The following is a 22,026-nucleotide window of genomic DNA, read 5'->3' on the forward strand; positions in this document are numbered from 1 at the left end:
CGTCGGCTGCGGCCGGGTGCTGCGGTGCATGCCATCGCGGGTCAGTGGTGGATCGGGCCCTGCGCCTCGGTGAGGAACCCCGCGCGGGCGTCGTTCCTGACCGCGACGATCTCGGCGACGATCGACAGGGCGGTCTCTTCCGCGGTGCGGCCGTTGAGGTCGAGCCCGATCGGCGAGCGGAGGCGGGCGAGCGCTGCTTCGCCGAGCCCGGCTTCGCGGAGCCGTTCGAGGCGGTCGCGGTGCGTGGCGCGGGAGCCGATGGCGCCGATGTACCCGGCCTCGGAGACGAGGGCGCGTTCGAGCAGCGGCAGGTCGAACTTCGCGTCGTGGGTGAGGACGACGACGGCCGTGGTCGCGTCGATCTCCGCCTCGTCGAAGTGGCGGTGCGGCCAGTCCACGATGATCTCGTCGGCGTCCGGGAAGCGGATCTCGGTGGCGAACACCGGTCTCGCATCGCACACGGTGACCCTGAAACCGAGGGACTTGGCGATCCGCACGATCGGCGCGCCGAAGTCGACGGCGCCGTAGACGTAGAGCTCGGGGGGCGGCTCGTAGGCCTCGACCGCGAACCGGTCGACGCGGCCCGACGCGGCCGGCAGGTCGATCGCGCCGAGCTCGAGGCGGCCCGCGAACCCGTTGGCGCTGATGGCGACCGCCGCACCGAGGTCGGGTCCCTCCACGGCGCGCACGAGCGAGACCGGTTCGCCCGCGAGCACCGCGTCGAGCGCGGCGCCGATGGCGGGGTCGTCCGGTTCGACCCGGACGACGAGCACGTCCATCGAGCCCTCGCAGGTGATGCCCAGGTAGAACCGCTCCTCCTCGGTGGAGCCGAACGAGTCGACCGCCGCCGCGCCCGTTTCGAGGACCTCCTGGCAGCGCCCGTACACGGCGGCCTCGACGCAGCCGCCCGAGACGCCGCCCACGGCCGTGCCGTCGCCGTCGACGGCGAGCGCGGTGCCCAGCGGGCGCGGCGAGGAGCCCTCGGTGCCGACGACCGATGCGAGCGCGAAGGGTCTCCCCGCGTCCATCCAGGCGCGGAGTGTCGCGGCGATGTCCCTCATGGCTGCCTCCCGAGGTGAGCGGTCAGGTGTTCGGGCCTGACCGGGATCTGTGTGAGTGCGAGGCCGGTCGCGTCGCGGATCGCGGCGACGATCGCGGGCGTCGAGGAGAGCGTGGGCGGTTCGCCCGCGCCGCGGAGTCCGTAGGGCGATTCGGGGTCGGCGTTCTCGACGATGCGCAGGCGCATCGGGGGCATGTCGAGGATGGTGGGGATGAGGTAGTCGGTGAAGGAGGCGTTCCTGACGCGCCCTTGCTCGGTGATCATCTCCTCCATGACGGCGAGGCCGAGTCCTTGGGCGGAACCGCCGTGGATCTGGCCTTCGAGGGCGACCGGGTTCATGATCTTGCCGACGTCCTGCACGCAGGTCAGGTCGACGACTTTGACGAGGCCGAGTTCGATGTCGACGTCGACGGTGGCGCGGTGGACGCAGAGGGCGAGCTGGACGTGCGATTCGCCTTGGCCGGTGACGGGGTCCATGGGTTTGGTGGCGCGGTGGCGGAACACGCGGGTCGCCTCGACCGGGCCGTCGGCGAGGTCGTGGTCCTGCAGCAGTTCCCGCACGGCTTCGCAGGCGGCTTTGACGGCGCCGCCGGTCATGTAGGACTGGCGGGAGGCCGAGGAGGATCCGGCGGAGCCGGCCTTCGTGTCGTTGGGGAGCAGTTCGACCCGGTCGACGTCGAGCTCGGTGCGGACGATCTGGGTCTGCAGGCTCCAGTGGCCTTGGCCGACTTCGGCGGCGGCGGTGTGGACGAACGCGACGGTCTGCCCGTCGACCAGTTCGAGGCGGACGCCGGCGGTCGAGTAGTCGTCGAAGCCTTCGGAGTAGCAGACGTTCTTGAGTCCGACCCCGTAGCCGACGCCGCGGCGGACGCCTTCGCCGTGGGTGGTGTTGCCGGTGCCGCCGGGCAGGTCGACGATGTCGCGTCCGGCGGGCACGGCCGGTACCGGGAGGTCCTTGAAGCGGCCGAGCATGTCCGCGAGCGGCGAGAACGGCTTCCCGTTGTCCGCCCGGTCGGGGTCGTAGGCGTCGACGACCTGGCCGGTGATGAGTTTGGAGCCCTGGGCGACCGCGTTGCGGCGCCGGAACTCCACGGGCGAGAGGCCGAGCGCTTCAGCGAGCGCGTCCATTTGGGACTCGTAGGCGAAGCAGGTCTGGACGCCGCCGAAGCCGCGCATGGCCCCGCACGGCGGGTTGTTGGTGCGCGCGCCCCACGCGTCGACGCTGACATGCTCGACCTCGTAGGGGCCCACCGCGAGTGAGGCGGCGTTGCCGACGACGGCCTCGGTGGTGGAGGCGTACGCGCCGCCGTCGAGGACGATGCGGGCCTTCACGTACAGGAGCTTCCCGTCGGCGTCGGCCGCGTGCTCGTACCGCATCCGCGCCGGGTGGCGGTGCACGTGGCCCCAGAACGATTCGGCCCGGTCGTACATCATCTTCACCGGCCGCCCGGTCGCGAGCGCGAGCATCGCCATGTGGACCTGCACGGACAGGTCCTCGCGGGCCCCGAAGGCTCCGCCGATCCCGGCGATCGCCATGTGGATGCGGTCGGGTTCCAGGCCGAGGCAGGGGGCGATCTGCTCCAGATCGGAGTGCACCCACTGGGTCGCGACGTGCAGTTCGACGCCGCCGTCGGCCGTGGGCACGGCCGCGCCGGACTCGGGGCCGAGTGGCGCCTGGTCCTGCATGCCGACCACGTATTCGCGTGCGACCACCGCCGCCGGGACCTGCGATTCGGGGTCGCCGAGGCGCACGGGCTGGTACCGGAAGAAGTCTCCCGCCTCGACGGCTTCTTCAGGGTCGCAACGGGGTTCGAGCAGTTCGTAGTCGACCTCGATGCGCTCGGCCGCGCGGCGGGCGAGGTCGAGGGTCGCGGCGGCGACGATCGCGACCGGCTCGCCCTCGTAGTTGACCTCGCCCAGGGAGAGCACCGGCTGGTCGTCCTCGATGAGTCCGTAATGGAGCTTCCCGGGGACGTCGGCAGCGGTCAGGACCGCCTCGACGCCCGGGATCGCCCGCGCGGCGGCCGTGTCGATCGAGCGGAGACGGGCGCGGGGGTGGGGGCTGCGCAGGGTGTGGCCCCACAGCATCCCGGGGAAGCTGAGGTCGGAGGCGTAGTCGAAGGCGCCGTTGACTTTCGCTTCGGCCTCGGGGCGGGCGGGGCTGGACCCGACGCCGCCGGTTCGAGGGGTCGGGGTTCCGACCCCGCCGGCTGCCCTTGTCGGCGGGGTCGGAGACTTCGGGGCCGCGATGGGCGCGGCGAAGGGCTCGCTCGACGGGGGTGCGATCGGGCCGGGCGCGCCTGCGGTGATCGCGGCGCGGCCGTTCGGTTCGTGCCGTGCGGGTTCAGGCATCTCGGGCCTCCCTGAGGTTCGCGCTGGCGGTGGCGAGGTCGCGGGCCACGGCGGCGGTGTCGGCGGTGCGCAGTTCGCCGTGTTCGACGATCGGGTTCCCGGCGACGGTGAGGAGCCGCAGCGGCGCGGGCGGTCCGAGGACGAGGGCGGCGACGGGGTCGGCGATGCCGGCGTGGCCGAGGCCGGTGAGGTCCCACAGGGCGATGTCGGCCTGCTTGCCGGTCTCGAGCGAGCCGATCTCCGCGTCGCGTCCGAGGACCCGGGCACCGCCGATGGTGCCGAGGCGCAGGGCGGTGCGGGCGTCCATGGCGTGCGGGCCGTGCAGTTGCCTCGCGGTGTAGAGGGCTTGGCGCAGTTCCTCGCCGAGGTGCCCGGCCTCCTGGCTGGCGGCGCCGTCGACGCCGAGGCCGACGGGGATGCCGGCGTCGAGCATCCCGGGGACGTCGGCGAGGCCGGTGCCCAGGCGGGCGTTCGAGGAGGGGCAGTGGGCGACGCCGGTGCGGGCCGCGCCGAGGCGGCGCCGGCCGCTCGCGTCGAGGTGGACGGCGTGGGCGAGCCAAACGTCGTCGGCGATCCAGCCGACCTTGTCCATGTACTCGACGGGGTCGCAGCCGTGGACCTCCCGACAGAACTCGGCTTCGTCGAGGGTCTCGCACAGGTGGGTGTGGAGGCGGACGCGCTTGTCGCGGGCGAGCGCGGCGGATTCGCGGAGGAGCTCGGTGGAGACCGAGAACGGCGAGCAGGGGGCGACACTGACGCGGAGCATGGAGCCGGGGGCGGGGTCGTGGTGGCGGTCGATGGCGTCGGCGGTGGCGGTGAGCGCCGCGTCGATGTCCTCGACGAGGTGGTCGGGCGGGAGGCCGCCGTCGCTGACGCCGCGGTCCATCGAGCCGCGCGCGAGGTGCAGGCGGAGGCCGATCGTCGCGGCGGCGGCGATCTGGACGTCGACGAGGTCGGCGGCGTGGCCGTTCGGGTAGACGTAGTGGTGGTCGGCGGCGGTGGTGCATCCGGAGAGCGCGAGCCAGGCGAGCCCGGCGGTGTTGGCGGCGGCGACGTGCGCGGGGCCGATGCGCGCCCACACCGGGTAGAGGTCGACGAGCCATTCGAAGAGGGTGTGGTCGGTCGCGTATCCCCTGGTCGCCCACTGGTAGAGGTGATGGTGGGTGTTCACGAGGCCCGGGGCGGCGAGGCAACCCGTGCCGTCGATGATCCGTGCGCCGTCGATGCGGGGGGCGGGGCCTTCGCCGACGGCGGTGATGACGCCGTGCTCGAAGGCGACGTGGCCGCGGCGGTGCTCGGTCCCGGCGGCGTCCACTGCCGCGATCGCGGCGTTCTCGATCACGACGGCGGTCATGGCGTCGCCTCCGTCGCATCGGCGGCGCGGACCGGGGGCGCGCCCGCCATCGCCTCGGCCGCGGCGTGCACCGCGTCGATGATCTTCTCGTAGCCGGTGCACCGGCACAGGTTCCCCGCCAGCGCCTCCCGGATCACGGCGTCGCTCGGGTCGTCCTCGCGGTCCAGCAGGTCGGCGACCGAGACGAGCAGGCCGGGGGTGCAGAACCCGCATTGCACGGCCCCGCACGCGATGAACGCGTCCCGGACCGGCCTCGGCACCGCACCGACCACCGTCTTCACTTCGCGCCCTTCGCATTGGGCGGTCGCGACCAGGCACGAGCACACCGGGTCGCCGTCGAGCAGCACGGTGCAGGACCCGCATTCGCCCTGTTCGCAGGCGTTCTTGGTGCCGTACAGGCCGAGCCGGTCGCGCAGGGTGGAGAGGAGGCTCTCTCCGGGCCGGTCGATGTCGGCCGCTGCGGTCTCGCCGTCGATGCGCATCTCGACTCTCATCGGGTGGTCTCCGTTCCGTGGGCGGCGGTCCAGACCCGCCGCAGTGCCCGCGCGGCGCACACCGCCAGTGCGTGGCGCCGGTACGCGGCGGTGCCGCGCACGTCGTCGATGGGTCGCGCCGCGGCCGCGACGCGGCGGCCGAACTCGTCGGCCAAAGCGTCGTTGAACAGGCCGGGCCGGGTCCAGGGCAGTTCGATCAGGGCGGCTTCGGGGGCGGTGAGCGGTGTGGGTCCGGCGGAGCCGATGCCGGTGCCGAGGCGGCGCGTGTCGAGGTCGAGTGCGACCGCGAGTGAGCAGACGGCGATGACCATGGCGTTGCGGGTGCCGACTTTCAGGAACTGCTGCGGCCCGGCGGCTTTGGGGACGATGACCGAGGTGATGAGTTCGCCGGGTGCGAGGACGCTGCGTTTGGGGCCGGTGAAGAACTCGGCGACGGGGACGGTGCGGGTGCCGCCGGTCGAGGCGATCTCGATGTCGGCGCCGGTGGCGAGGAGCGGTGGGTGGCCGTCGCCGGCCGGGGAGGCGGTGGCGAGGTTGCCGCCGAGGGTGCCGCGGTTGCGGATCTGCGGCGAGCCGACGGTGCGTGCGGCGGCGGCGAGGCCGGGGAGGACGGTGGCGAGTTCGGCGCAGATCCTGGTGTAGGGGACGCCGGAGCCGAGGCGGATCGCGTCGCCTTCGTCGGACCAGGCGCGCAGTGCCTCGATCCGGGTGAGGTCGAGCATCGCGGCGGGGCGGGTGCGGCGGTAGTTGACGGCGACCATGAGGTCGGTGCCGCCCGCGACCGGTACGGCCTCGGGGTGCGCGGCGAGGAGCCGCAGCGCCTCGTCGAGGTCGGCGGGGCGGTGGAAGGGGGGTGCTGCGGGTGCGGTCATGCCGGCTCCCTTCGGACCGTGCCCTCGATGAGCCCGTAAGGCAGGTCCCCGGCCTGGAAGACCACTCCGGGGTTGTCGAGGCCGAACCGTTCGAGGTCGAACAGGTAGTGGTGCCGGTTCGGCAGCGACAGCCGGACCTCGGTGATCTCGGGGACCGCTTTCAGTATGCGCTCGCCTACGGCGTGGAGGGTCTGTTGCAGCGAGAGCGAGTACGTGTCCGCGAACGCGGTGAGGAGCGCCCCGCGCGCCTTGGTGAACGCATGGTCGTAGCCGGCGCTGTCGAAGGTCGCGTCGTCGGGGTCTTCGGCCTGGTAGTCCCAGGTCGCGGTGACGGCGGTGGCGAGGATGCGGTCGTCGGTCTCGGGCAGGGTGGTGTACTCGTCGGCGAGGAAGCCGGTGAACTCGGAGTCGGTGGTGTTGAGCAGCAGCAGGTCCCGCACCCCGGAGGCGGTGCGCGCGGCCCGGCCGTCGTAGACGGTCTCGGTGGTGCGCCGTTCGCCGCCGTCGCCGCGGGTGAAGGAGTGGTCGCCGATGCGCGTCCACGCGTGCTCCTCGATCCGGACGCGCGCGGTGGTGATGGACGGGGTGGCGTCGACGAAGTGGCGGGCGAGCCGTTCGGCGAAGGTCTCGATCGCGCCGATGCCGTCCCTCGCGAACGCGTACACGGTGTTCTTCTGCGTGTCCGTGGGCAGGACGCCGGTGTTGTCGCCGGTGTAGTGGGTGGCGTCGAGGTCGCCCGAGAGCGCGGTGTGCACGGTGAGGTCGCGCAGTTCGTGGCGGGCGGATTCGCGTCCGACGCGGACGAGCCGGACACCGGATTTGCCGTAGCTGTTGGGGCCCATGGTGAATCGCATGGCTAGCTCCCCCGGTACGTGGAGTAGGCGAAGGGGCTCAGCAGCAGCGGCACGTGGCTGTGGCCCGGGGCGGCGGTGAAGCTGATGTCGACCTCCGGGTAGAACGTGGCGGTCCCGCGGGCCGCGAACCAGGCGCCGGTGTCGAACCGGAGCCGGTGCGGGCCGGGCGTGGTGGTCCAGCCCGCGACGCGCCCGTCGGCGTCCGTGGGGGCCGAGGCGACCGGGGTGAGCGCATCGGCTTCCTGTTTGAGGAGGGTGACGAGGACGCCTTCGGCGGGGCGGCCCGCCGCGGCGTCGAGGACGTGGGAGGAGACGGTGCACGGATCGCTCACGGCCGCACCGCCTTCTCGAGTCGCAGCGCCACGATCTTGCGCAGTTCCGCGACCGCTTCCCGGTGCTCGTCCGCGTCGGTGTTCCCAAGGCGGCGCTTGGCTTCGGCGAGGATCTCCTCGCCCGTGAGGCCGGTCGCGCAGATGAGGAAGACCCGGCCGAAGCGCCGCTCGTACGCGGCGTTCACCTCGGCGAGCTCGGCCCGCACCGCTTCGTCGGCGGTCAGCGCGCGTGACTGCTCGCCGCGCGACCACCGGTCCTCGCCGGCGGGTCTGGGTTTGCCGATGGGCGCGTGGGCGGCGTGCGCGACGGCGATTTCGGCCTCGTCGAGCTCGTCGAAGCCCGCGAGCGCGGCGGCCCGCAGTGCGGCGACCGTGCCGTACGGGCGGCCCGACACGAGCTTCTCGGCCCATGCGCGGGAGGCGCAGCAGGCCGTGAGCGCTTCGACCGCTTCCCATGCGTCAGCGGTGTTGAACGCTCCGAGAGTCCACATCGGCGCCTCCTGTCCATGCCTCAAAGACGGTTCGTTCCCCTCACCGTCGCACGACGAAGCCGTGTGCGGTAAGTGAAGCCGAAACCCGAGGCCGGGGGCTTCGTCCTGCGCTATGAAAGCTTGGTTTCCCCGCCGTTAAATGCTGGAGGATCGTCCAAAGACCGCAGTCGGGCGGCGCTATGGTGGACAGGCCTACCGCGTCCCGACGCGCCTGTGAAGGCCTGGACCCCTGGGGGCCACACCATGCGACTCCGTTCACTGCTGCAGATGCCCGACCTGGGTCTGACCCTGGTCTCGGGCCGCCGCCATCTCGACCGCGAGATCCGGTGGGTGGTGCCGACCGACATGCACGACCCGCGCCGGTACCTGACGGGCGGCGAGCTGGTGCTCACCGGGCTGATGTGGCGCCGGGCCGAGACCGACTCGGACACATACGTGCGCAACCTGATCGCGGCCGGGGTGACGGCGCTCGGCGCGGGCGACCACCCCGAGTTCCATTCGGTGCCGGTGGATCTGGTGGACGCGTGCGCGCGCCACGACCTGCCGCTGTTCGCCGTCGACGCGGCGGTGGCGTTCGCGGAGATCACCGAGCGGATCGTGCAGCGGCTCTCGGTGGGCCGTTCGGGGGACCTCGCGTCACTGCTGGACCGGCACCGGCGGCTGATCGCGGCCGACGGGATCGGGCAGATCCTCGAACTGATCCGGGCCGAACTGGGCATGGAATGCCTGGTGCTGTCGCCGACGGGACGCGCGCTGCGCGGCGGGCTCGAACTCGGCGAGACCGAGCGGGCGGCCGTGGTCGCCAGGGCGCACGCGGCGGAGCGGCTGCCGCAGAAGGTGACCCTGGACCGGCACCGCGCCTACTCGGTGTTCGGCATCGGCTCCACACTCCACACCGGACGGTTCCTGGTCATCGACGACGACCACACGCGGTGGCCGCCGGAGCGGCGGCTCGTCGCCGAGCAGCTCGCGGCCCTGCTCATGCTCGAACTCGACGACCCCGCGGTGCGGCCCGCACCGCACGTCGAACTCGTCACCGCCCTGCGGGAGGGCCGCGTCGACGAGCACCTCATGCGCTCGGCGGGCCTGCCGTCCGGAGGGAGCGTCACCGTCATCGCGGCCGTCGGCGAGCCCGCCGCGCTGCGGGAGGTCGTGGTCGCCGAGGCCGTCGCGGCGCAGGAAGGACTGGAGGCGCCCGTCGCCGCCTGGGCCAGCCACGGCGACGAGACGATCGCTGTCCTCGCGGGCCCGGCCGGCACCGCCGAGGAGCGGCCGCGGCTCCTGGAGTGGGCCCGGCACTGCGCGAAGGTCATGTCAGGGCTCGGCGCGAACGGTGCCGTGAGCGTCGGCCTCGCCGACCCCGTGCGCTCCCCCGCCGGCCTGTGCGGCGCGCTCGAGCAGGCCCGGCACACGGCCGCGCTCGCGCAGCCGCGACCCGGCGGCGTCGACGTCGCCGAACCCGACCACCTCGTCTCGCACCGGATGCTCCTGGCGGCCGTCCCCGCCGACGTCAGCCGGGCCTTCCGCACCCGCGTGCTCGACCCGCTCCTCGAATACGACGCCCGCCACCGCTCCGACCTGCTGCCGACCCTGCGGCGCTTCCTCGAATGCGACGGCTCCTGGCGCCAATGCGCCGCGAGCCTCCACCTGCACGTCAACACCGTCCGGTACCGGATGCGCCGCGTCGAAGAGCTCACCGGCCGCGACCTGCGCAACCCCCTCGACCGGATGGACCTCGCCCTCGCGGTGAGCCTGGAGTGAACATGGTCCCGAAGGGGGACCATGGAAGGGGGGAACACATGAAGAACACCGCGGGGCTAGTGCTCGCCGCGGGCGCCGGAAGGCGCTTCGGCGGACCGAAGGCCCTGGCCGAGTTCGACGGCCGCAGCCTGCTCGACCGGGCCGTCGCGACCCTGCACGCGGGCGGGTGCCGCCAGGTGCTCGCCGTGCTCGGCGCCGGCGCGGAGCAGGCGCTCGCCGCCGCCACCGAGGCGTTCACGCCCGTGCTGAACCGGCGGTGGGGGCAGGGGCTCTCGACGTCGCTCAAGGCCGGGCTCGCGGCCGTCCCGGAACGGTACGACGGGGTCGTCGTGACGCTCGTCGATCAGCCGCGCATCCTGCCCGAAGCGGTCCGGCGCGTCATCGCCGCCGCCGAAGAGGGCGCGGGCATCGCCGTCGCCGTCTACGCGGGGCGGCGCGGCCACCCGATGTACTTCGCGCGCGAGCATCTCGACGCGATCGCCGCCGGGGCCGTGGGCGACCGGGGCGCGCGGGACTTCCTGGCCGCGAACCCCGCACTCGTGCGGGAGGTCGCATGCCCGGGCGACCCGATCGACGTCGACACGCAGGCGGACCTGGAGGCGCTCACACGCCCCACCTCGCCACCGAAACTGGTGGGCCGCAGCTGATCCCGCACCCAAGACCCCGCGCCGCTGCCAACGTCGTCAGCGGTGCGGTCACCCTAGGAGGCGAACCAGAGGTCGATCTCGCGCTTCGCCGACTCCTCCGAGTCGGAGGCGTGGATGAGGTTCTGCTGGTTCGACACGGACAGGTCGCCGCGGATCGTCCCCGGCTCGGCCTTGCGCCCGTCCGTGGCGCCGGCGAGCCTGCGCACCACCGGGATCGCCTCGTCCCCCGAGACCACCAGGCTCACCAGCGGCCCGGAGGTCATGAACGTCTTCAGCCCCTCGTAGTACTCGCGGCCCACGTGCTCGGCGTAGTGCGCGTCCGAGAGCGCCCCGTCCATCGTCCGCAGCCGCAGCTGCTCGACGCGCAGCCCCTTGCGCTCCAAGCGGGACAGGACCTCGCCGATGAGCCCGCGCCGGACGGCGTCGGGTTTGATCAGGACGAGCGTGCGCTGTTCGGCCACGGGAGGACTCCTCGAAAGTGTCGGTCGGATTCTGGCTGCCATCGTAAGGGATGTTGTGTCCGTTGCCTCACCCACGTACGATTCACGTTGCAACCCGGTTCTCCCAGTTGTGAATGAGGTGTCCCCCATGGCACGTGGCAGCCAACCGCCGAGGCCGGCCCCCCGGCCATCGAAGGCACCCAGCAGGGGCGGCGCGAAAGGCGGGGCCGCCCGCGGAGGCGCGAAAGGCGGCGCCAAGGCCGGCGCGAAAGGCGGCGCCCCGAAGAAGGCCGCCCAGGGCGCCCGCAAGGCCGCGCCCGGCAAGGCCATGCCCCGCACCGGAGGACGCCAGCCGGCGGGCCGGGGCGCGACGGCCGAGCAGCTGCGCCAGCAGCGGCTCATGCTCGACCAGCAGCGCCGCTCGCGCGAAGCGCGCTGGTGGGCGATCAACCAGCACGCCATGAAGGACCTCCACTCCCGGCAGCACCACTCGGCCGGGAGCGAGGCGATCGGCACGACCCTCAACGGCGACAGGCGGATGCGGTGGCGCACCTCCCACGCGGTCGGCGCGATCACTTTACTGATCCTCTCCTGCTTCCTCGCTTCCATGGCGATCGGCGCCCAGAGCATCGGCATCGCCATCACCGCGTTCGCCTGCTTCGCCGGGTGCATCGCGTTCGTGACCGTCGAGCATTCGGCGCGCCGCTTCCCGCAGCCCGTCCCGGCCCCGCCGCTCATCGGGCAGCACCGGCTCGAGGACCTCATCGTCGAGGACGACCCGCCGCGCCCCGCCGCAGCGAAGGAACCAGCGTCGAACTCGCTCGACGACCTGTTCGAACCCGCCCCGCGACCTGAGACGACGCCCGCGGCGGCCCCGCCGAAGGGCGCGGAGGCCAAGGCCGCGGAGTCGGCGCGAACGCCGGAGCCGCCGGCCGTCGTGATCGTGGAACCCGTTGCGGCCGAACCGGACCCGAGCGTCGCAGCCGCTGCGCCGCCCGGGCGGACGCTCATCGCCGAGCCGATCGACGCCGAACTCATCGACGACGAGGACGACGAGCCCGCGCCGCCGGCACCGGTCGCCGAATCCGCGCCGCCGCCGAACGACGCACCGGCCGGGAGCCCCCTGCCGGGCGCGCCGCCGCGAAGCACCCCGGCCGCAGGGGCGTTCACCCTCCCCAGCGACCAGATCGGCGGCGACGCCACCGGCGCCGCCGCCGTGCCGCCCCCCGCCGACCCTGCCTCGCCGCGGGGCCCGATCGCCGAGGCCGTCACGAAGCTCAAGAGCCCGTCGCCGCCGAGGCAGCGCACCTCCGGCGAAGGCAACACCGCCGCCCACGACCTCGCCGAACTGCTCCTCTCCGAGCAGCGGCTCGGCGGCACCGACGTCACGGACGTGGCCGCGACCCTGATCGTCGCCGACCTCCAGCGATCGGTCGAGTTCTACACGGACGCCTTGGGACTCCAAGTCGCCGACCGCACCGAAGAGGCCGCCATCCTCGACGCCGGATTCGGCAAGATCCTCCTGTGGGAACGGCCCGACGCGCCGCCCGGCGAGACCGGCGTCATGCACCTGACCTTCGAGGTCGGCGACATCGACGCCACGTTCGCCGAGATGAACCAGGCCGGCGTCGAGTTCCTGCACCTGCCGCGCACCGCACTGCTCGGCCAGAACTACGAGATGCGGGCCGCCGCCTTCCGCGACCCCGACGGCCACGGCCTGGCCATCACCGAGCACCGGGAGCGCGACTAGGAAACCGCCGCTCTCTGAACCAGTGAACGGAGCGAACGCCCATGCTCATCGTCGGCGAGATCCACACCGCGCTGCTGCCGCACTCGCGCCCCCTCACGCCCGAGGAGGCCCGCGCCGCCCTGTCACTGGCCGTCGGCGAGTCCGTCGTCCAATGGGCGAGGCCCGTCCCGCACACCGCCTCGCCGACCCTCCTGCACGGCATCGACTGCCGACTCCCCTTGGGCCCCAAGCCCGACAGCCACCACGCCGACGAGGACGACCGCAACGGGTCGCTGCGCGCCGTCGGCTCCGTCGCGTCGCGGGCGGTCCTCACCGGCGGGCAGCTCCTCCAGGGATCGGCCTGGGCCTCAGTGTCCCTGTCGCAGCACCCGCGCCGGATGCCGTGGTCGTACTACCTCGCGAAACCCGGCACGCTCGAGACCATCGGGAAGTTCGACGCCCACCGCCTCGCCGAGGGCTACCTCGTCGCCGAGCAGCGAGCCGACCGCGCGAAACTGCTCGACACCGCCGCCGTCGCCCGCCACTCCATCCACGACGTGCTCGCCCGCCCCATGTTCGACCAGCGCCCGCCCATCAAGACCGGCTCCACCCGGCTGCGCTGGGCCGCGGTCACCGACCCCGACAGAGGCGCCATGGTCGCTTTCCGCCTGGCGGGCAACAACCGGCGGCGTCTGCGCATGGTCACCGGCCCGGTCGAGGCCGAGGAGGTGGCGGCCGCCGCCGAAGACCTCGCCGTCCACGACTGGCTGCTCACCGCCGTCGCCGCGAGGATCGCGCTCGCCAAGATCGGCGAGGACTCAAGGCACACGCTGCGCACGCTGCGGCCCGTCGTCGACCACCTCCTGCACCTGTGGGCGGCCGGTGCGCGCACCTCCCCCGACCTCGCGTTTCTTTGGGACGCATTGGAACGTCGTCCCGGTCTCACCCGGCAGTGGACCACGATGACCGAGCGCGTGCGCTCCCAGATCGACTACGGCGCAGCGGACCTCGCCGCGCAGATCCTCGACCTGATGGAGCAGCGGCAGCGCCAGGGCGGTGGCTCAGGCGGCGCCTACCGCTGAGAGAGCCCTTGGTCCCGATCTGGTGCATCGGGTCGGTCGAGCGAGTCTCATCCGAGGCTCGCTCGTCTTGCTAGGTATGACGAGCGCGAACGGGCCGCTTACCTCGGCGCTGGCCTACCTCCCACACGACTTCCCGCCCTGACAGAGGGTCTACCGGTGCGGAGTGGGTTGCGCTCAAACCTGGCAGCGACGAAAAGGCGCGTGGCGGGGTGAGGCAGGCTGCCGGAGCTCGGGTCAGATGGGCGGGCAGGGCGGGCGGTGACACGCCCGAGCGCGGGGAGCGGCAGCCCAGTCTGCTTGTAGCCCAGTCAGTTCGGATCGGAACATGAGGAGGTTCTCCACCTGTGGGTGATGACAGTCGGGGGCTGCATGAGGGACAATTGAGGTACGTACAGGGACAGGAAACTGGTACAGGTGTCGGGGTAGGTGTAAGCAGACTACGACAAGCCTCTGGCCGATCCGACAAACCGACTTGTTTCGAGGCGACGACCCCGCAAGCCAGGGTGCTCCTCCACTGGAGGCGTCCGATCTCACCCCCGTGCCATCGCCCGCAGCTGTCCGCGCCCCCGATGGGCCGTGACTGGGTGGACGATCCTAGTTGGGATCACCCCAACCAGAAGGCAGCGCCCCACACGGGGGCACCTGCGATTCGAGCACGACCCGCCAGCGTGAGGGGCGAAGCCAGACCGAGCATTACAGGACTCGGCCCGGGCAGCACCAGCACGTCCATGGCGAGCACCACCCCGTCCCGGCAGCGCCGCGCCCGCAAGCCCGCGCGACTGCAGGACGGATCCCGAGGAACGGCAAGCGATCCTCGGGAGGCGAACCCGCCACCGGCATCCACCCGGAAGACCACCGGGAGGCCGCACCACTGCCTCAGGGACGGCAGGCAATAGCGCCCGTCCCCGGCAGGAACGGCGCGCGGCCAGGTGAAAGCTGAAGGGCCGGAACCAAGCCGAAGCAAGGTCAGCAGGGCCAGCGAGGGAAGCAAGTAGAGCAGCGGGAAGGAGGCGACCAGGCGCATGAGGACCACGACCATGCACATGAGCACGAGCACGAGCACGACCATGCTCACGAGCACGATCATGTCCGGGCCGATCCCGTCGACCGGCGACTCCCTCGTCGCCGACCACCCGATCGCTGCGACGTCGGGCCGGACTCGGCGAGTTCGGCCGATGGCAACGATCGGCCCGTGTCCCGAATCCCGCCTCAATGACGGCAACACATCCGAATCTCGCCACCTCGCAGTCGCTGATCGCTTTGACCGCGACCGACAGCCAGCCCTCAAGGCGGCATCGCACCCCAGACCTCATCCTCGCCGTTCGGTCGCTGATCGCTTTGACCGCGACCGGCAACCAGCCCGCACGGCGGCATCGCACCCCGGATCCCCTCCCCCGCCGTCTTGTCGCTGACTGCTTTGACCGCGACCGGCAACCAACCCTCACGACAGATCGCACCCCGGATTCACTCCCGCTGCCATCGCCCGCGCAGGCCGCCGTCCCGGCTGCAAGAACCATGTCTGAGCGAGCACCCCGACCCGGTCGGCGACCAGGGTCGAGCGGCATGCGAAGAAGGCGCAGTCAGATCGCTGGGATACGCACCGAGCGAGCCTCACGCGCGACTCGCCTGTCCACCCCAATTCACCGAATCAGGACCAACACGCTTTAAAGCGGGCCCTGGAAGATGTAGCTGAGCCGATCGACGAGCTCATCGGGGAGGACCAGGCCCTCCCGCTCGGCCGACTTGCGGATGATCTCGATCGCGCTCGCCTCGGGCCGCACCGAACCGCAGATGACCCGCACCGCGTGCTCGACCTCCAGGTAGTTCACCGAGAGGATCGAGACCGTGCGGTAGGCGGGGAACGGGAACGCCTTCGGCTCCAGCTGCAGGATCGGCGGCATCGCCGCCCAGGTCTCGGGGAAGCGCGCCCGCGAGGGCCGGTCGGGGTCGTGGCCGTGCTCGTCGGGCACGATCTCGGCGACGGCCTCGGGCACGCCGATGCGGCGGCCCTGGTTGCGCAGCACGCCGAGCCGCAGCAGCTGCCAGACCGCGGCGAGCATCGGGCAGGACCAGCGCCGCCCCTGCTCGGTGTCGCTCCACAGCTCGACGTCGAGGAACACCGAGTGGTCCCGTTTGGCGTTCTGGCTCGGCGGCTTCCACTGGTCGGGCACGCCCATCGCGATGCCCTTCGGCTTCGGACTGGGCACGCCGTTGCACAGCCAGCCGGAGCGGGCCACCGCCGGGCGGGAGCCGTTCGCGCCGGGCGGCGGCTCGAACACGATCCGGTCGGCCACGAGCCCCGCGAGCGGCAGCGTCCCCATGTCGGCGCACGCGGATTCGCGCGCCAGGTAGTCGATGCGCAGCCCGGCGTCGGCCGCGGCCTCGGTGATGACGCCGATGAGCTCCTCGGGCGGCGGCATGTCCTGCTGGCTGTAGTCGTCGACGAGATAGCAGGTGCTCACGCGCGGGCGGCGCCCGCCGAGGCGCTTGGAGAGGGCCTCGGTGGTGCCGTGGACCCAGGCCGCCGCGGAGGCCATCTCGGCCTTCAGGGTGTCGGGCCGGGCGAGGTCGTCGGCGTAGAGGTGGCCGACCTCGATCGAGAGGTGCGACATGCCGAAGCGTTCGGTCCGCTGCTTCGCGCTGGTCTCTTCGTACGTCATGTGGACCTCACTCACCTCAATCGATGCCGCGGGCGATGGCCTCGAGGCCGGGCACGAACAGCTCCTCGGCGGAGCGCACCGCCAGCTCGGAGAAGGCCCTGACGGTCTCCTGGTTGGCGATGTCGAGCGTGACCGTGTCGGCGTCGGTGATGATCTGCTCGCGCCACTGCAGGACCGGGTCGAGCGGGACCGACCCGAGCAGGTTCATGCGGCCCAGCTTGAGGCGCGCGGCCATCTGGTGGAGGTCGGCGTCGATCTTGCGCAGCCAGCGCACCTGCGTGGGTTTGAGGCCGGAGAGGTCGGCGCCGTCGGGGTCGACGACGGCGGTGCGCACGTAGCGGATCGAGGCGAGGAGCTTGCGCTGGTAGTCCTCGCCGAGGGCCTTGCTGGTCTCGACGAGGCCCCGTTCGCCGTAGACGAGGGAGTGGGCGGCGAGCACGTGCTGCTTGGTCCAGCGGTGGTAGACGATCCAGCGCCAGGGGAGGTTGGCGAGTTCGGGGCGGGCGGTGGCGGCCATGACCATCTCGGTGGCGTGGGAGCGGCCGGCGGAGAGGTCGACGATGACGAGGTCGAATTCGCGCGAGAGCTCCTGGAGGAGGTTGACACATCGGTCCACTGTGGTCTCATCGCCGGGGAACTCGGAGCCGTCGGCGTCACCGGGGCAGAGCACGAGCTCGCCCGCGCCGTCGGGTCTGGCCTGGAGTTCCTCGCGGTCGCTCACGGCCCATACGGAGTGGCGTTCGGGCTCGGAGGCGAGGTCTTGGAGGTATTCGTGGATGCCGTTGCCGTAGGTGCCGTGCTCGAGGTCGTCGATGGCGAAGATCGCGCCCGCGGTGGGCGATCCGAAGTCGAAGTCCACATAGCACACGTTGGCGCCTTGGAGGGCGCGGCGGTACGCCAGGTTGGACGAGGAGACCGAGCGTCCCGTGCCGCCCTTGTCGGAGGTCGCGAACAGCAGCATCGTCACACTCCGGTCTCGGCGTCGCGCCCGGCCGCGATGAGCCGGTCGAGGTCGATGAGGGCCTTGACGCCGAGCGCGAACGCGGTGCCGGGGCGCTCGTCGACGACGTCCTTGGCGTGGCGGATCGTCAGGCCGACGGAGCGGATCTCCTGCGCGAGCGCGGGACCGGCGTGGCCGGAGCCGCGCAGCAGCTCCTGGTCGTAGACGTGCTCGGCCTCGACGAGCAGTTCGTGCGCCAGGTCCTCCAGGCCCCTCGAGCGGGCGGGTTCGGAGGTCGCGAACTGGGCGGCGATCACCATGGCCTCGACCACGCGGATCGTGAAGTGCCAGGAGGGGTCCTCGAACCAGTTGACGAGCTCGCCGTACACCTGCTTCGGCTGATCCCACAGGCGCGAGGCCGCGCCTTCGCGGATGCGCCTGCGCGCCAGGTGGTCCCATACGAGGTCGGCGACTTCGAGCAGTTCCGCGCGCGCCTCGATCGTCACGAGCAGGCTCGCGGCGTGGTAGAGGCGCTTGAGCAGCAGGGGCGCGAAGTCGACCATGTTCCAGACCATGGCCGGGCCGTCGAGCTTCTCGATGCCGGCGAGTTCGGCCTTCACGCCGGGGAAGTGGGTCTCGATGGCGCGGTCCCCGGCGAGGGCGCGGCGGGTGATGCGGCCCCGGTTGGCGAGTTCGATGAGCACGTCGCCGAGGCGGATGAGGTCGTCGTCGCCGCCGCGCGAGGCGCCGAAGTTGTCGGTGGCGACCGCGCAGACCAGGAGCGAGTAGTAGTCGTACTCGAGGCCGTCGGTGGTGCGCCAGGGGACGTCCTCGAGCGGCCACTTCGAGCCGCCGCCGAAGGAGGCGACCATGGCCCAGTAGCGGCGGGTCACGTCCATGCGCAGCTGCAGCGACTGGGCGAGGCGCTGTTCTTCCTCCGTAAGGAGGTTGCGGCGCATCACCCTGGGCGAGAAGAGGGTCTGGATCGCCTCGAGGGCGACCACGGTGAAGTACAGGTACGGCGCGTCGTCGGCGCGGCCGGCGCGCTGCGTCGAGGTGTCGGAGACGTCCGGGATGTCCGGGGCCTTCTCGACCACGGACCAGGACCAGCCGATCTCGAAGAGCTTCGTGGGGGCCTCGACGCCCGCGGTGCCGCCCGAGCCCACGGTGATGGTGCGCAGGGTGGCGATGATGTCGTCGGCGGCTTCGCGGAAGCGGCGCACGATCTTGCGGTCGGCCTGGCCGTCGACGTTGATGAGGGCGATGAGCTGGCGGCCGAAGTCGTCATCGGCATCGAATGTGGACACCGCGAAGGAGCGCAGGAGTCCCGTGATCGCGCCGAGGAGGCGCCGGTGGATGGCCTTCTGCACCTCGACCAGCTCGAGGATGAGGTCGCCGCGGCCCATGCGGTCGACGGTGGGCCGGAAGTCGGCCAGGAACGACAGGGAGGCGAGGCACAGCGGGATCGCGAGCGCGAATCCCTCCGTGACGTCGATGGCGCGCTGCTCCGGGTTGGCCTTCTGACTGCGGTCCTTGCGGTGCATGTTGGAGCCGCCGGAGTAGACGGGCACACCCTCGTCGTCGACGTGCTTCTCCATGTAGTTCTTGACGAGCCGCATGATCCGGATCGGGATCTCGACCGCGTCGCCGAGCCCGGAGAACGCCTCGAGGACGGCGTCGCTCGTGGCGTCGGGGTCGGCGTAGTTGAGCTCGGGGAGCTCCTGCGCGGGGAAGAGCAGGCACAGCAGCTGCTGGGCGTCGCCCACGGCGTCGGACCGGTTGCGCCCGCCCCAGTGCCAGACCTTCCGGTCGCCGCCGCCCTCGGGGAGTCGCCAGCTGTAGGCCACCTGGGCCCGCCAGATGTCGAGGAGCTGTTGCCGAGGCTGCATCTTCACAGGGGATCACCGCCGAGCGCTCACAGGGCCGAATCGGACAGGTCCACTATCGCATGCCCATGTGACGCAAACATCCTCGCAGAACGTGCTTTGTCGGTTACCCGACAGATCAAGGGCGTCCGTTCCGGGGCCTTCGAGCGTCCTATGGGTAGGGTCGGCAAACCGGGCGTACCGGTACCCTTCAGGCGCAAGGAGTCGCGATGGTCGAACTGGTCCTGGCAGGAGTGATCGTCGGCGCCATCGGTGCCGCCGCCGTCGTGACGGGCATCCTCGACCACCGCCGCAGGCGCCGCCGCGAAGCCGAAACGGAGGGCGCCCCTTCGGGCGAACCGATACCCGGCGGCTGGACCGCGCCCGGCGACCGCGCGGACCCCGCCGCTGGCACCGCGGCAGTACGCTGAATCCTCGAATCTCTACCGCAGGGAGTCCTGATGGACGGTGCCGTCTTCCTCGTCATCCTCGTCGTCATAGCCGTGGTGGTCACCATCGCGTCCGTGGCCTCCCGCTCCTCGTCGCACGGTCGGCGCCATCACCACAGCGGCCACGACGGCAGCGCGAACAGCAACGGCGTGGGCTGGGGCGGTTCGAGTTCCGGCGGCTCCGGCGACTGCGGCCCGAGCTACAGCGGCGACTCGGGCGGCGGTTTCAGCGGCGGCGACTCCGGCGGCTCGAGCTGCTAGTCGGCCTGCAGTCCGTAGACGCTGCAGGGGACCTCGTGGCCCGGGACGATCGTCTCACGCTCCAGGCTCATGCCGAGCTTCTCGGCCACGCGGATCGAAGCGGCGTTCTCGCTGTGGATGCACGAGACGACGCGGTCGAGCCCGAGCTCGCCGAACGCGAAGCCCATCACGGCCCGCGCCGCCTCGGGCGCGTAGCCGCGGCCCCAGCGGTCGCGCCCGATCCGCCACCCGACCTCGGTCGCGGGCAGGATCTCCGGCAGGAACGACGGGGTCGCGAGGATGCCGAGGCCGACGAGGTCGCCGGTATCGTTCTCGCGCACCGCGAAAGTGCCCCAGCCGTGCACGTCCCAGTGCGCCGCCGCCTTCGCGACCAGCGCCTCCGTCTGCTCGCGATCGCGCGGCTCGCCGCTCCCGATGTAGCGCATGACCTCCGGATCGGCGTTGATCTCGGCGAGCGCTTCGGCGTCACCGCTCGCCAAGGGACGCAGCAGGAGCCGCTCCGTTCGCAGTTCGAGCGTCATCGCTTCGGCGGCTTTCCGAGCGCGACCTTCACATACCAGCAGTAGGCCCATACGAGGCCGAACACGATCCCGGCCACGCCCAAGGCCCAATGCAAGGGCCAGCAGGCTATCAAGGCGAGCTGCACCAAGGCACCCGCTTTCCAGACCCAGGGGCGCTTCATCATGCCCGCCAAGACGATGCACGCGACGGTGAGGACCAGCACCGCGGTGATCGCGAGCGTCGCGTCGTCCAGGATCATCCGCAACGGCACGATCGCCAGCAGCAGCGCCAGCGCCTCGAAGCTCAACGCCATCGCCCCGAGGCTGCGGGCGGCGCGGTCAGGGTCGCGCAGACCCGAGCGGCCCTCCTCGGGCTCGGTCCAGGGCTCTTCGGCCTCTTCGGGAGTCACATGCCCGTCGTTGTCAGCCACGGCGGCCCACCAGGAGCTGGCGCGCGTCGGCGACGGTGAACACCGAGCCGGTGACGAGGACGCCGCCGCCCGATTCGTAGATGTCGTCGGCTTCCTCGGCGAGTTCGATCCCGCGCGCGATCGCGTCCGACAGGTGCGGGAGGACCGTGACGCGCTCCTCGCCGAAGACCTCCTTCGCGATCTTCGCGAGCGTCGCCGCGGGCATCGCCCGGTCCGAAGAGGACTTCGTCACCACGATCTCGTCGAGCAGCGGCTCGAGGAGTTCGAGCATGTGGTCGGTCTCCTTGTCCGCCAGCATCCCGACCACGCCGACGAGCTTGCGGAAGTTGAACTCCTCCTCCACGGCCTTCACCATGGCCTCCATGCCCGCCGGGTTGTGCGCGGCGTCGAGGATCACCGTCGGCGCGGTCCGCACCACCTCGAGGCGGCCGGGCGAGCTGAACTCGGCGAACGCCTCGCCGACCACCTCGGCGTCGAGGGCCTTCGGCTCACCCGCGCCCAGCAGGACCTCGACGGCGGCCAGCGCCAGCGCGGCGTTGTGGGCCTGGTACTCACCGTGGAGCGGCAGGAACAGGTCCTGGTAGCGGGCGGCGCGGGTCTCGATGGTGATGAGCTGCCCGCCGACGGCCACTTCGCGGGCCGTGACCTCGAAGCCGCGGCCCTCGGGCACGAGCTTCGCACCGACGGCGTTGGCGCGGCGCAACAGCGGCTCCATCGCAGAGCGCTCCTGCGTCGAGGTGACGAGCGTCGAGCCCTCGTGGACGATCCCGGCCTTCATCGTCGCGATCTCGGCGAGGGTCTCGCCGAGCCATTTCGTGTGGTCGATCCCGATCGGGGTGATGACCGCGACCTCGGCGTTCAGCACGTTCGTCGAGTCGGTCTCGCCGCCGAGGCCCACTTCGATCACGCCGACGTCGATCGGCGTGTCCGCGAACGCGCCCATGGCGAGCGCCACCGTCATCTCGAAGTAGGTGAGCGGCTCGGAGGCCTCGCGGTCGACGAGTTCGGCCAGCGGCGCGATCTCGTAGTACTGGGCGGCGAGCTTGTCAGGGCTGATGGGCTCGCCGTCGATCGAGATGCGCTCGTTCACCGAGTTGAGGTGCGGCGAGGTGAACATGCCGGTGCGCAGGCCGTGCCCGCGCAGGAGCCGCTCGATCATCCGCGAGGTCGAGGTCTTGCCGTTGGTGCCGGTGACGTGCACCGAGCGGAAGGCCCGCTGCGGGTCGCCCATCATGTCGAGCAGCTGCTTGATGCGGTCGAGCGTGAAGTCCCAGCGGGAGAACCCGCGGGCCTCCAGAAGCGCTTCGACTTGCGCCAGTTCGGCGTTCAACCTTATCCCCCTCTTGGCGAAGCTTGCGAGCCATAAATTGGCGCTGTGTCGAGGGAGGCGGGCCCCCCCGCCGGGGGGCGCCACCGCCATAAGCCCCTCCGTAGAGCGGCGCCGGGGTTCGC

22 protein-coding genes are annotated in these 22,026 nt (G+C 71.7%); 6 read left to right on the top strand and 16 right to left on the bottom strand.

What is annotated here, in order from left to right:
- Positions 1 to 41: 41 nt before the first annotated feature.
- Genes JHY01_RS15470 through uraD form a run of 8 tightly spaced genes read right to left on the bottom strand, consistent with a single transcriptional unit; the run spans position 42 to position 7,809 of the window.
- Complete coding sequence (locus JHY01_RS15470) at positions 42 to 1,061, bottom strand: XdhC family protein (RefSeq protein ID WP_205326558.1); 1,020 nt, start codon at positions 1,059 to 1,061, stop codon at positions 42 to 44.
- Complete coding sequence (locus JHY01_RS15475) at positions 1,058 to 3,412, bottom strand: molybdopterin cofactor-binding domain-containing protein (protein ID WP_205326559.1); 2,355 nt, start codon at positions 3,410 to 3,412, stop codon at positions 1,058 to 1,060. Before JHY01_RS15475 ends, JHY01_RS15470 begins: the two co-directional genes overlap by 4 nt.
- A complete protein-coding gene (locus JHY01_RS15480) occupies positions 3,405 to 4,766 on the bottom strand; it encodes an 8-oxoguanine deaminase (RefSeq protein WP_205326560.1) in 1,362 nt (453 codons plus the stop codon). Before JHY01_RS15480 ends, JHY01_RS15475 begins: the two co-directional genes overlap by 8 nt.
- A complete protein-coding gene (locus JHY01_RS15485; protein ID WP_205326561.1) occupies positions 4,763 to 5,260 on the bottom strand; it encodes a (2Fe-2S)-binding protein in 498 nt (165 codons plus the stop codon). Before JHY01_RS15485 ends, JHY01_RS15480 begins: the two co-directional genes overlap by 4 nt.
- Positions 5,257 to 6,132, bottom strand: a complete 876-nt coding sequence (locus JHY01_RS15490; RefSeq protein ID WP_205326562.1) for a xanthine dehydrogenase family protein subunit M — start codon at positions 6,130 to 6,132, stop codon at positions 5,257 to 5,259. Before JHY01_RS15490 ends, JHY01_RS15485 begins: the two co-directional genes overlap by 4 nt.
- Complete coding sequence (gene pucL, locus JHY01_RS15495; protein WP_205326563.1) at positions 6,129 to 6,986, bottom strand: factor-independent urate hydroxylase; 858 nt, start codon at positions 6,984 to 6,986, stop codon at positions 6,129 to 6,131. The genes JHY01_RS15490 and pucL overlap by 4 nt, the downstream gene beginning before the upstream one ends.
- 2 nt (positions 6,987 to 6,988) lie before the next feature.
- Positions 6,989 to 7,318, bottom strand: a complete 330-nt coding sequence (gene uraH / locus JHY01_RS15500) for a hydroxyisourate hydrolase (RefSeq protein ID WP_205326564.1) — start codon at positions 7,316 to 7,318, stop codon at positions 6,989 to 6,991.
- Positions 7,315 to 7,809 carry a 2-oxo-4-hydroxy-4-carboxy-5-ureidoimidazoline decarboxylase gene (gene uraD / locus JHY01_RS15505; protein WP_205326565.1) on the bottom strand — a complete coding sequence of 165 codons (495 nt, stop codon included), beginning with the start codon at positions 7,807 to 7,809 and terminating at the stop codon, positions 7,315 to 7,317. The genes uraH and uraD overlap by 4 nt, the downstream gene beginning before the upstream one ends.
- A gap of 243 nt (positions 7,810 to 8,052) precedes the next feature.
- Between uraD and JHY01_RS15510 the strand changes: the two genes are divergently transcribed.
- Positions 8,053 to 9,570 carry a PucR family transcriptional regulator gene (locus JHY01_RS15510; RefSeq protein ID WP_205326566.1) on the top strand — a complete coding sequence of 506 codons (1,518 nt, stop codon included), beginning with the start codon at positions 8,053 to 8,055 and terminating at the stop codon, positions 9,568 to 9,570.
- Positions 9,571 to 9,608: 38 nt separating this feature from the next.
- The gene (locus JHY01_RS15515) at positions 9,609 to 10,217 is read left to right on the top strand and encodes an NTP transferase domain-containing protein (RefSeq protein WP_205326567.1); all 609 of its coding nucleotides are present in this window, start codon (positions 9,609 to 9,611) and stop codon (positions 10,215 to 10,217) included.
- Between the two features lie 53 nt (positions 10,218 to 10,270).
- Here JHY01_RS15515 and ndk read toward each other — a convergent pair whose 3' ends face one another.
- Positions 10,271 to 10,720: a nucleoside-diphosphate kinase gene (ndk, locus tag JHY01_RS15520; RefSeq protein ID WP_205326568.1), complete on the bottom strand. Its 450-nt coding sequence runs from the start codon at positions 10,718 to 10,720 to the stop codon at positions 10,271 to 10,273.
- A gap of 85 nt (positions 10,721 to 10,805) precedes the next feature.
- Here ndk and JHY01_RS15525 point away from each other — a divergent pair, with 85 nt between their 5' ends.
- Both JHY01_RS15525 and JHY01_RS15530 read left to right on the top strand, forming a co-directional pair.
- On the top strand, positions 10,806 to 12,407 hold the full coding sequence (locus JHY01_RS15525) for a glyoxalase/bleomycin resistance/dioxygenase family protein (RefSeq protein WP_205326569.1): 1,602 nt from the start codon (positions 10,806 to 10,808) through the stop codon (positions 12,405 to 12,407).
- Positions 12,408 to 12,448: 41 nt separating this feature from the next.
- Positions 12,449 to 13,468: an SCO2521 family protein gene (locus tag JHY01_RS15530; protein WP_205326570.1), complete on the top strand. Its 1,020-nt coding sequence runs from the start codon at positions 12,449 to 12,451 to the stop codon at positions 13,466 to 13,468.
- 604 nt (positions 13,469 to 14,072) lie between these two features.
- Here JHY01_RS15530 and JHY01_RS15535 read toward each other — a convergent pair.
- From JHY01_RS15535 to JHY01_RS15550, 4 genes are all read right to left on the bottom strand, one after another.
- Positions 14,073 to 14,555, bottom strand: coding sequence for a hypothetical protein (locus JHY01_RS15535; RefSeq protein ID WP_205326571.1), 483 nt, complete (start codon positions 14,553 to 14,555; stop codon positions 14,073 to 14,075).
- A 577-nt stretch (positions 14,556 to 15,132) separates the two neighbouring features.
- Complete coding sequence (locus JHY01_RS15540) at positions 15,133 to 16,128, bottom strand: SCO2522 family protein (RefSeq protein WP_205326572.1); 996 nt, start codon at positions 16,126 to 16,128, stop codon at positions 15,133 to 15,135.
- Between the two features lie 16 nt (positions 16,129 to 16,144).
- Positions 16,145 to 17,089, bottom strand: a complete 945-nt coding sequence (locus JHY01_RS15545) for an SCO2523 family variant P-loop protein (protein ID WP_205326573.1) — start codon at positions 17,087 to 17,089, stop codon at positions 16,145 to 16,147.
- Positions 17,090 to 17,091: 2 nt separating this feature from the next.
- Positions 17,092 to 18,957 (bottom strand): SCO2524 family protein, encoded by a 1,866-nt coding sequence (locus JHY01_RS15550; protein WP_205326574.1) that lies wholly within the window; start codon positions 18,955 to 18,957, stop codon positions 17,092 to 17,094.
- 206 nt (positions 18,958 to 19,163) lie between these two features.
- Here JHY01_RS15550 and JHY01_RS15555 point away from each other — a divergent pair, with 206 nt between their 5' ends.
- The gene (locus JHY01_RS15555; protein WP_205326575.1) at positions 19,164 to 19,364 is read left to right on the top strand and encodes a hypothetical protein; all 201 of its coding nucleotides are present in this window, start codon (positions 19,164 to 19,166) and stop codon (positions 19,362 to 19,364) included.
- A gap of 30 nt (positions 19,365 to 19,394) precedes the next feature.
- The gene (locus JHY01_RS15560) at positions 19,395 to 19,643 is read left to right on the top strand and encodes a hypothetical protein (RefSeq protein ID WP_205326576.1); all 249 of its coding nucleotides are present in this window, start codon (positions 19,395 to 19,397) and stop codon (positions 19,641 to 19,643) included.
- Here the strand turns inward: JHY01_RS15560 and JHY01_RS15565 are convergent.
- From JHY01_RS15565 to JHY01_RS15575, 3 genes are read right to left on the bottom strand one after another with little or no spacing between them, the layout of a single operon-like run.
- A complete protein-coding gene (locus JHY01_RS15565) occupies positions 19,640 to 20,164 on the bottom strand; it encodes a GNAT family N-acetyltransferase (protein ID WP_205326577.1) in 525 nt (174 codons plus the stop codon). The genes JHY01_RS15560 and JHY01_RS15565 overlap by 4 nt on opposite strands.
- On the bottom strand, positions 20,161 to 20,574 hold the full coding sequence (locus JHY01_RS15570) for a DUF4233 domain-containing protein (protein ID WP_205326578.1): 414 nt from the start codon (positions 20,572 to 20,574) through the stop codon (positions 20,161 to 20,163). Before JHY01_RS15570 ends, JHY01_RS15565 begins: the two co-directional genes overlap by 4 nt.
- Positions 20,567 to 21,904, bottom strand: a complete 1,338-nt coding sequence (locus JHY01_RS15575) for a folylpolyglutamate synthase/dihydrofolate synthase family protein (protein ID WP_240192836.1) — start codon at positions 21,902 to 21,904, stop codon at positions 20,567 to 20,569. Before JHY01_RS15575 ends, JHY01_RS15570 begins: the two co-directional genes overlap by 8 nt.
- Positions 21,905 to 22,026: the final 122 nt, after the last annotated feature.

The sequence above is a fragment of the Glycomyces sp. YM15 genome (genome assembly GCF_016918015.1).
In the GTDB taxonomy this organism is placed as follows: Bacteria; Actinomycetota; Actinomycetes; order Mycobacteriales; family Micromonosporaceae; genus Glycomyces.

Bases quoted from the DNA above. Each gene is read 5' to 3' on its own strand.
- JHY01_RS15480 (WP_205326560.1), bottom strand. From the start codon at position 4,766: ATGACCGCCGTCGTGATCGAGAACGCCGCGATCGCGGCAGTGGACGCC.
- JHY01_RS15530 (WP_205326570.1), top strand. From the start codon at position 12,449: ATGCTCATCGTCGGCGAGATCCACACCGCGCTGCTGCCGCACTCGCGC.
- JHY01_RS15555 (WP_205326575.1), top strand. From the start codon at position 19,164: ATGGTCGAACTGGTCCTGGCAGGAGTGATCGTCGGCGCCATCGGTGCC.
- JHY01_RS15485 (WP_205326561.1), bottom strand. From the start codon at position 5,260: ATGAGAGTCGAGATGCGCATCGACGGCGAGACCGCAGCGGCCGACATC.
- JHY01_RS15550 (WP_205326574.1), bottom strand. From the start codon at position 18,957: ATGCAGCCTCGGCAACAGCTCCTCGACATCTGGCGGGCCCAGGTGGCC.
- JHY01_RS15545 (WP_205326573.1), bottom strand. From the start codon at position 17,089: ATGCTGCTGTTCGCGACCTCCGACAAGGGCGGCACGGGACGCTCGGTC.
- JHY01_RS15565 (WP_205326577.1), bottom strand. From the start codon at position 20,164: ATGACGCTCGAACTGCGAACGGAGCGGCTCCTGCTGCGTCCCTTGGCG.
- JHY01_RS15525 (WP_205326569.1), top strand. From the start codon at position 10,806: ATGGCACGTGGCAGCCAACCGCCGAGGCCGGCCCCCCGGCCATCGAAG.
- JHY01_RS15515 (WP_205326567.1), top strand. From the start codon at position 9,609: ATGAAGAACACCGCGGGGCTAGTGCTCGCCGCGGGCGCCGGAAGGCGC.
- ndk (WP_205326568.1), bottom strand. From the start codon at position 10,720: ATGGCAGCCAGAATCCGACCGACACTTTCGAGGAGTCCTCCCGTGGCC.
- JHY01_RS15490 (WP_205326562.1), bottom strand. From the start codon at position 6,132: ATGACCGCACCCGCAGCACCCCCCTTCCACCGCCCCGCCGACCTCGAC.
- JHY01_RS15510 (WP_205326566.1), top strand. From the start codon at position 8,053: ATGCGACTCCGTTCACTGCTGCAGATGCCCGACCTGGGTCTGACCCTG.
- uraD (WP_205326565.1), bottom strand. From the start codon at position 7,809: ATGTGGACTCTCGGAGCGTTCAACACCGCTGACGCATGGGAAGCGGTC.
- JHY01_RS15475 (WP_205326559.1), bottom strand. From the start codon at position 3,412: ATGCCTGAACCCGCACGGCACGAACCGAACGGCCGCGCCGCGATCACC.
- JHY01_RS15560 (WP_205326576.1), top strand. From the start codon at position 19,395: ATGGACGGTGCCGTCTTCCTCGTCATCCTCGTCGTCATAGCCGTGGTG.
- JHY01_RS15535 (WP_205326571.1), bottom strand. From the start codon at position 14,555: ATGATCGTGCTCGTGAGCATGGTCGTGCTCGTGCTCGTGCTCATGTGC.
- JHY01_RS15540 (WP_205326572.1), bottom strand. From the start codon at position 16,128: ATGACGTACGAAGAGACCAGCGCGAAGCAGCGGACCGAACGCTTCGGC.
- JHY01_RS15470 (WP_205326558.1), bottom strand. From the start codon at position 1,061: ATGAGGGACATCGCCGCGACACTCCGCGCCTGGATGGACGCGGGGAGA.
- pucL (WP_205326563.1), bottom strand. From the start codon at position 6,986: ATGCGATTCACCATGGGCCCCAACAGCTACGGCAAATCCGGTGTCCGG.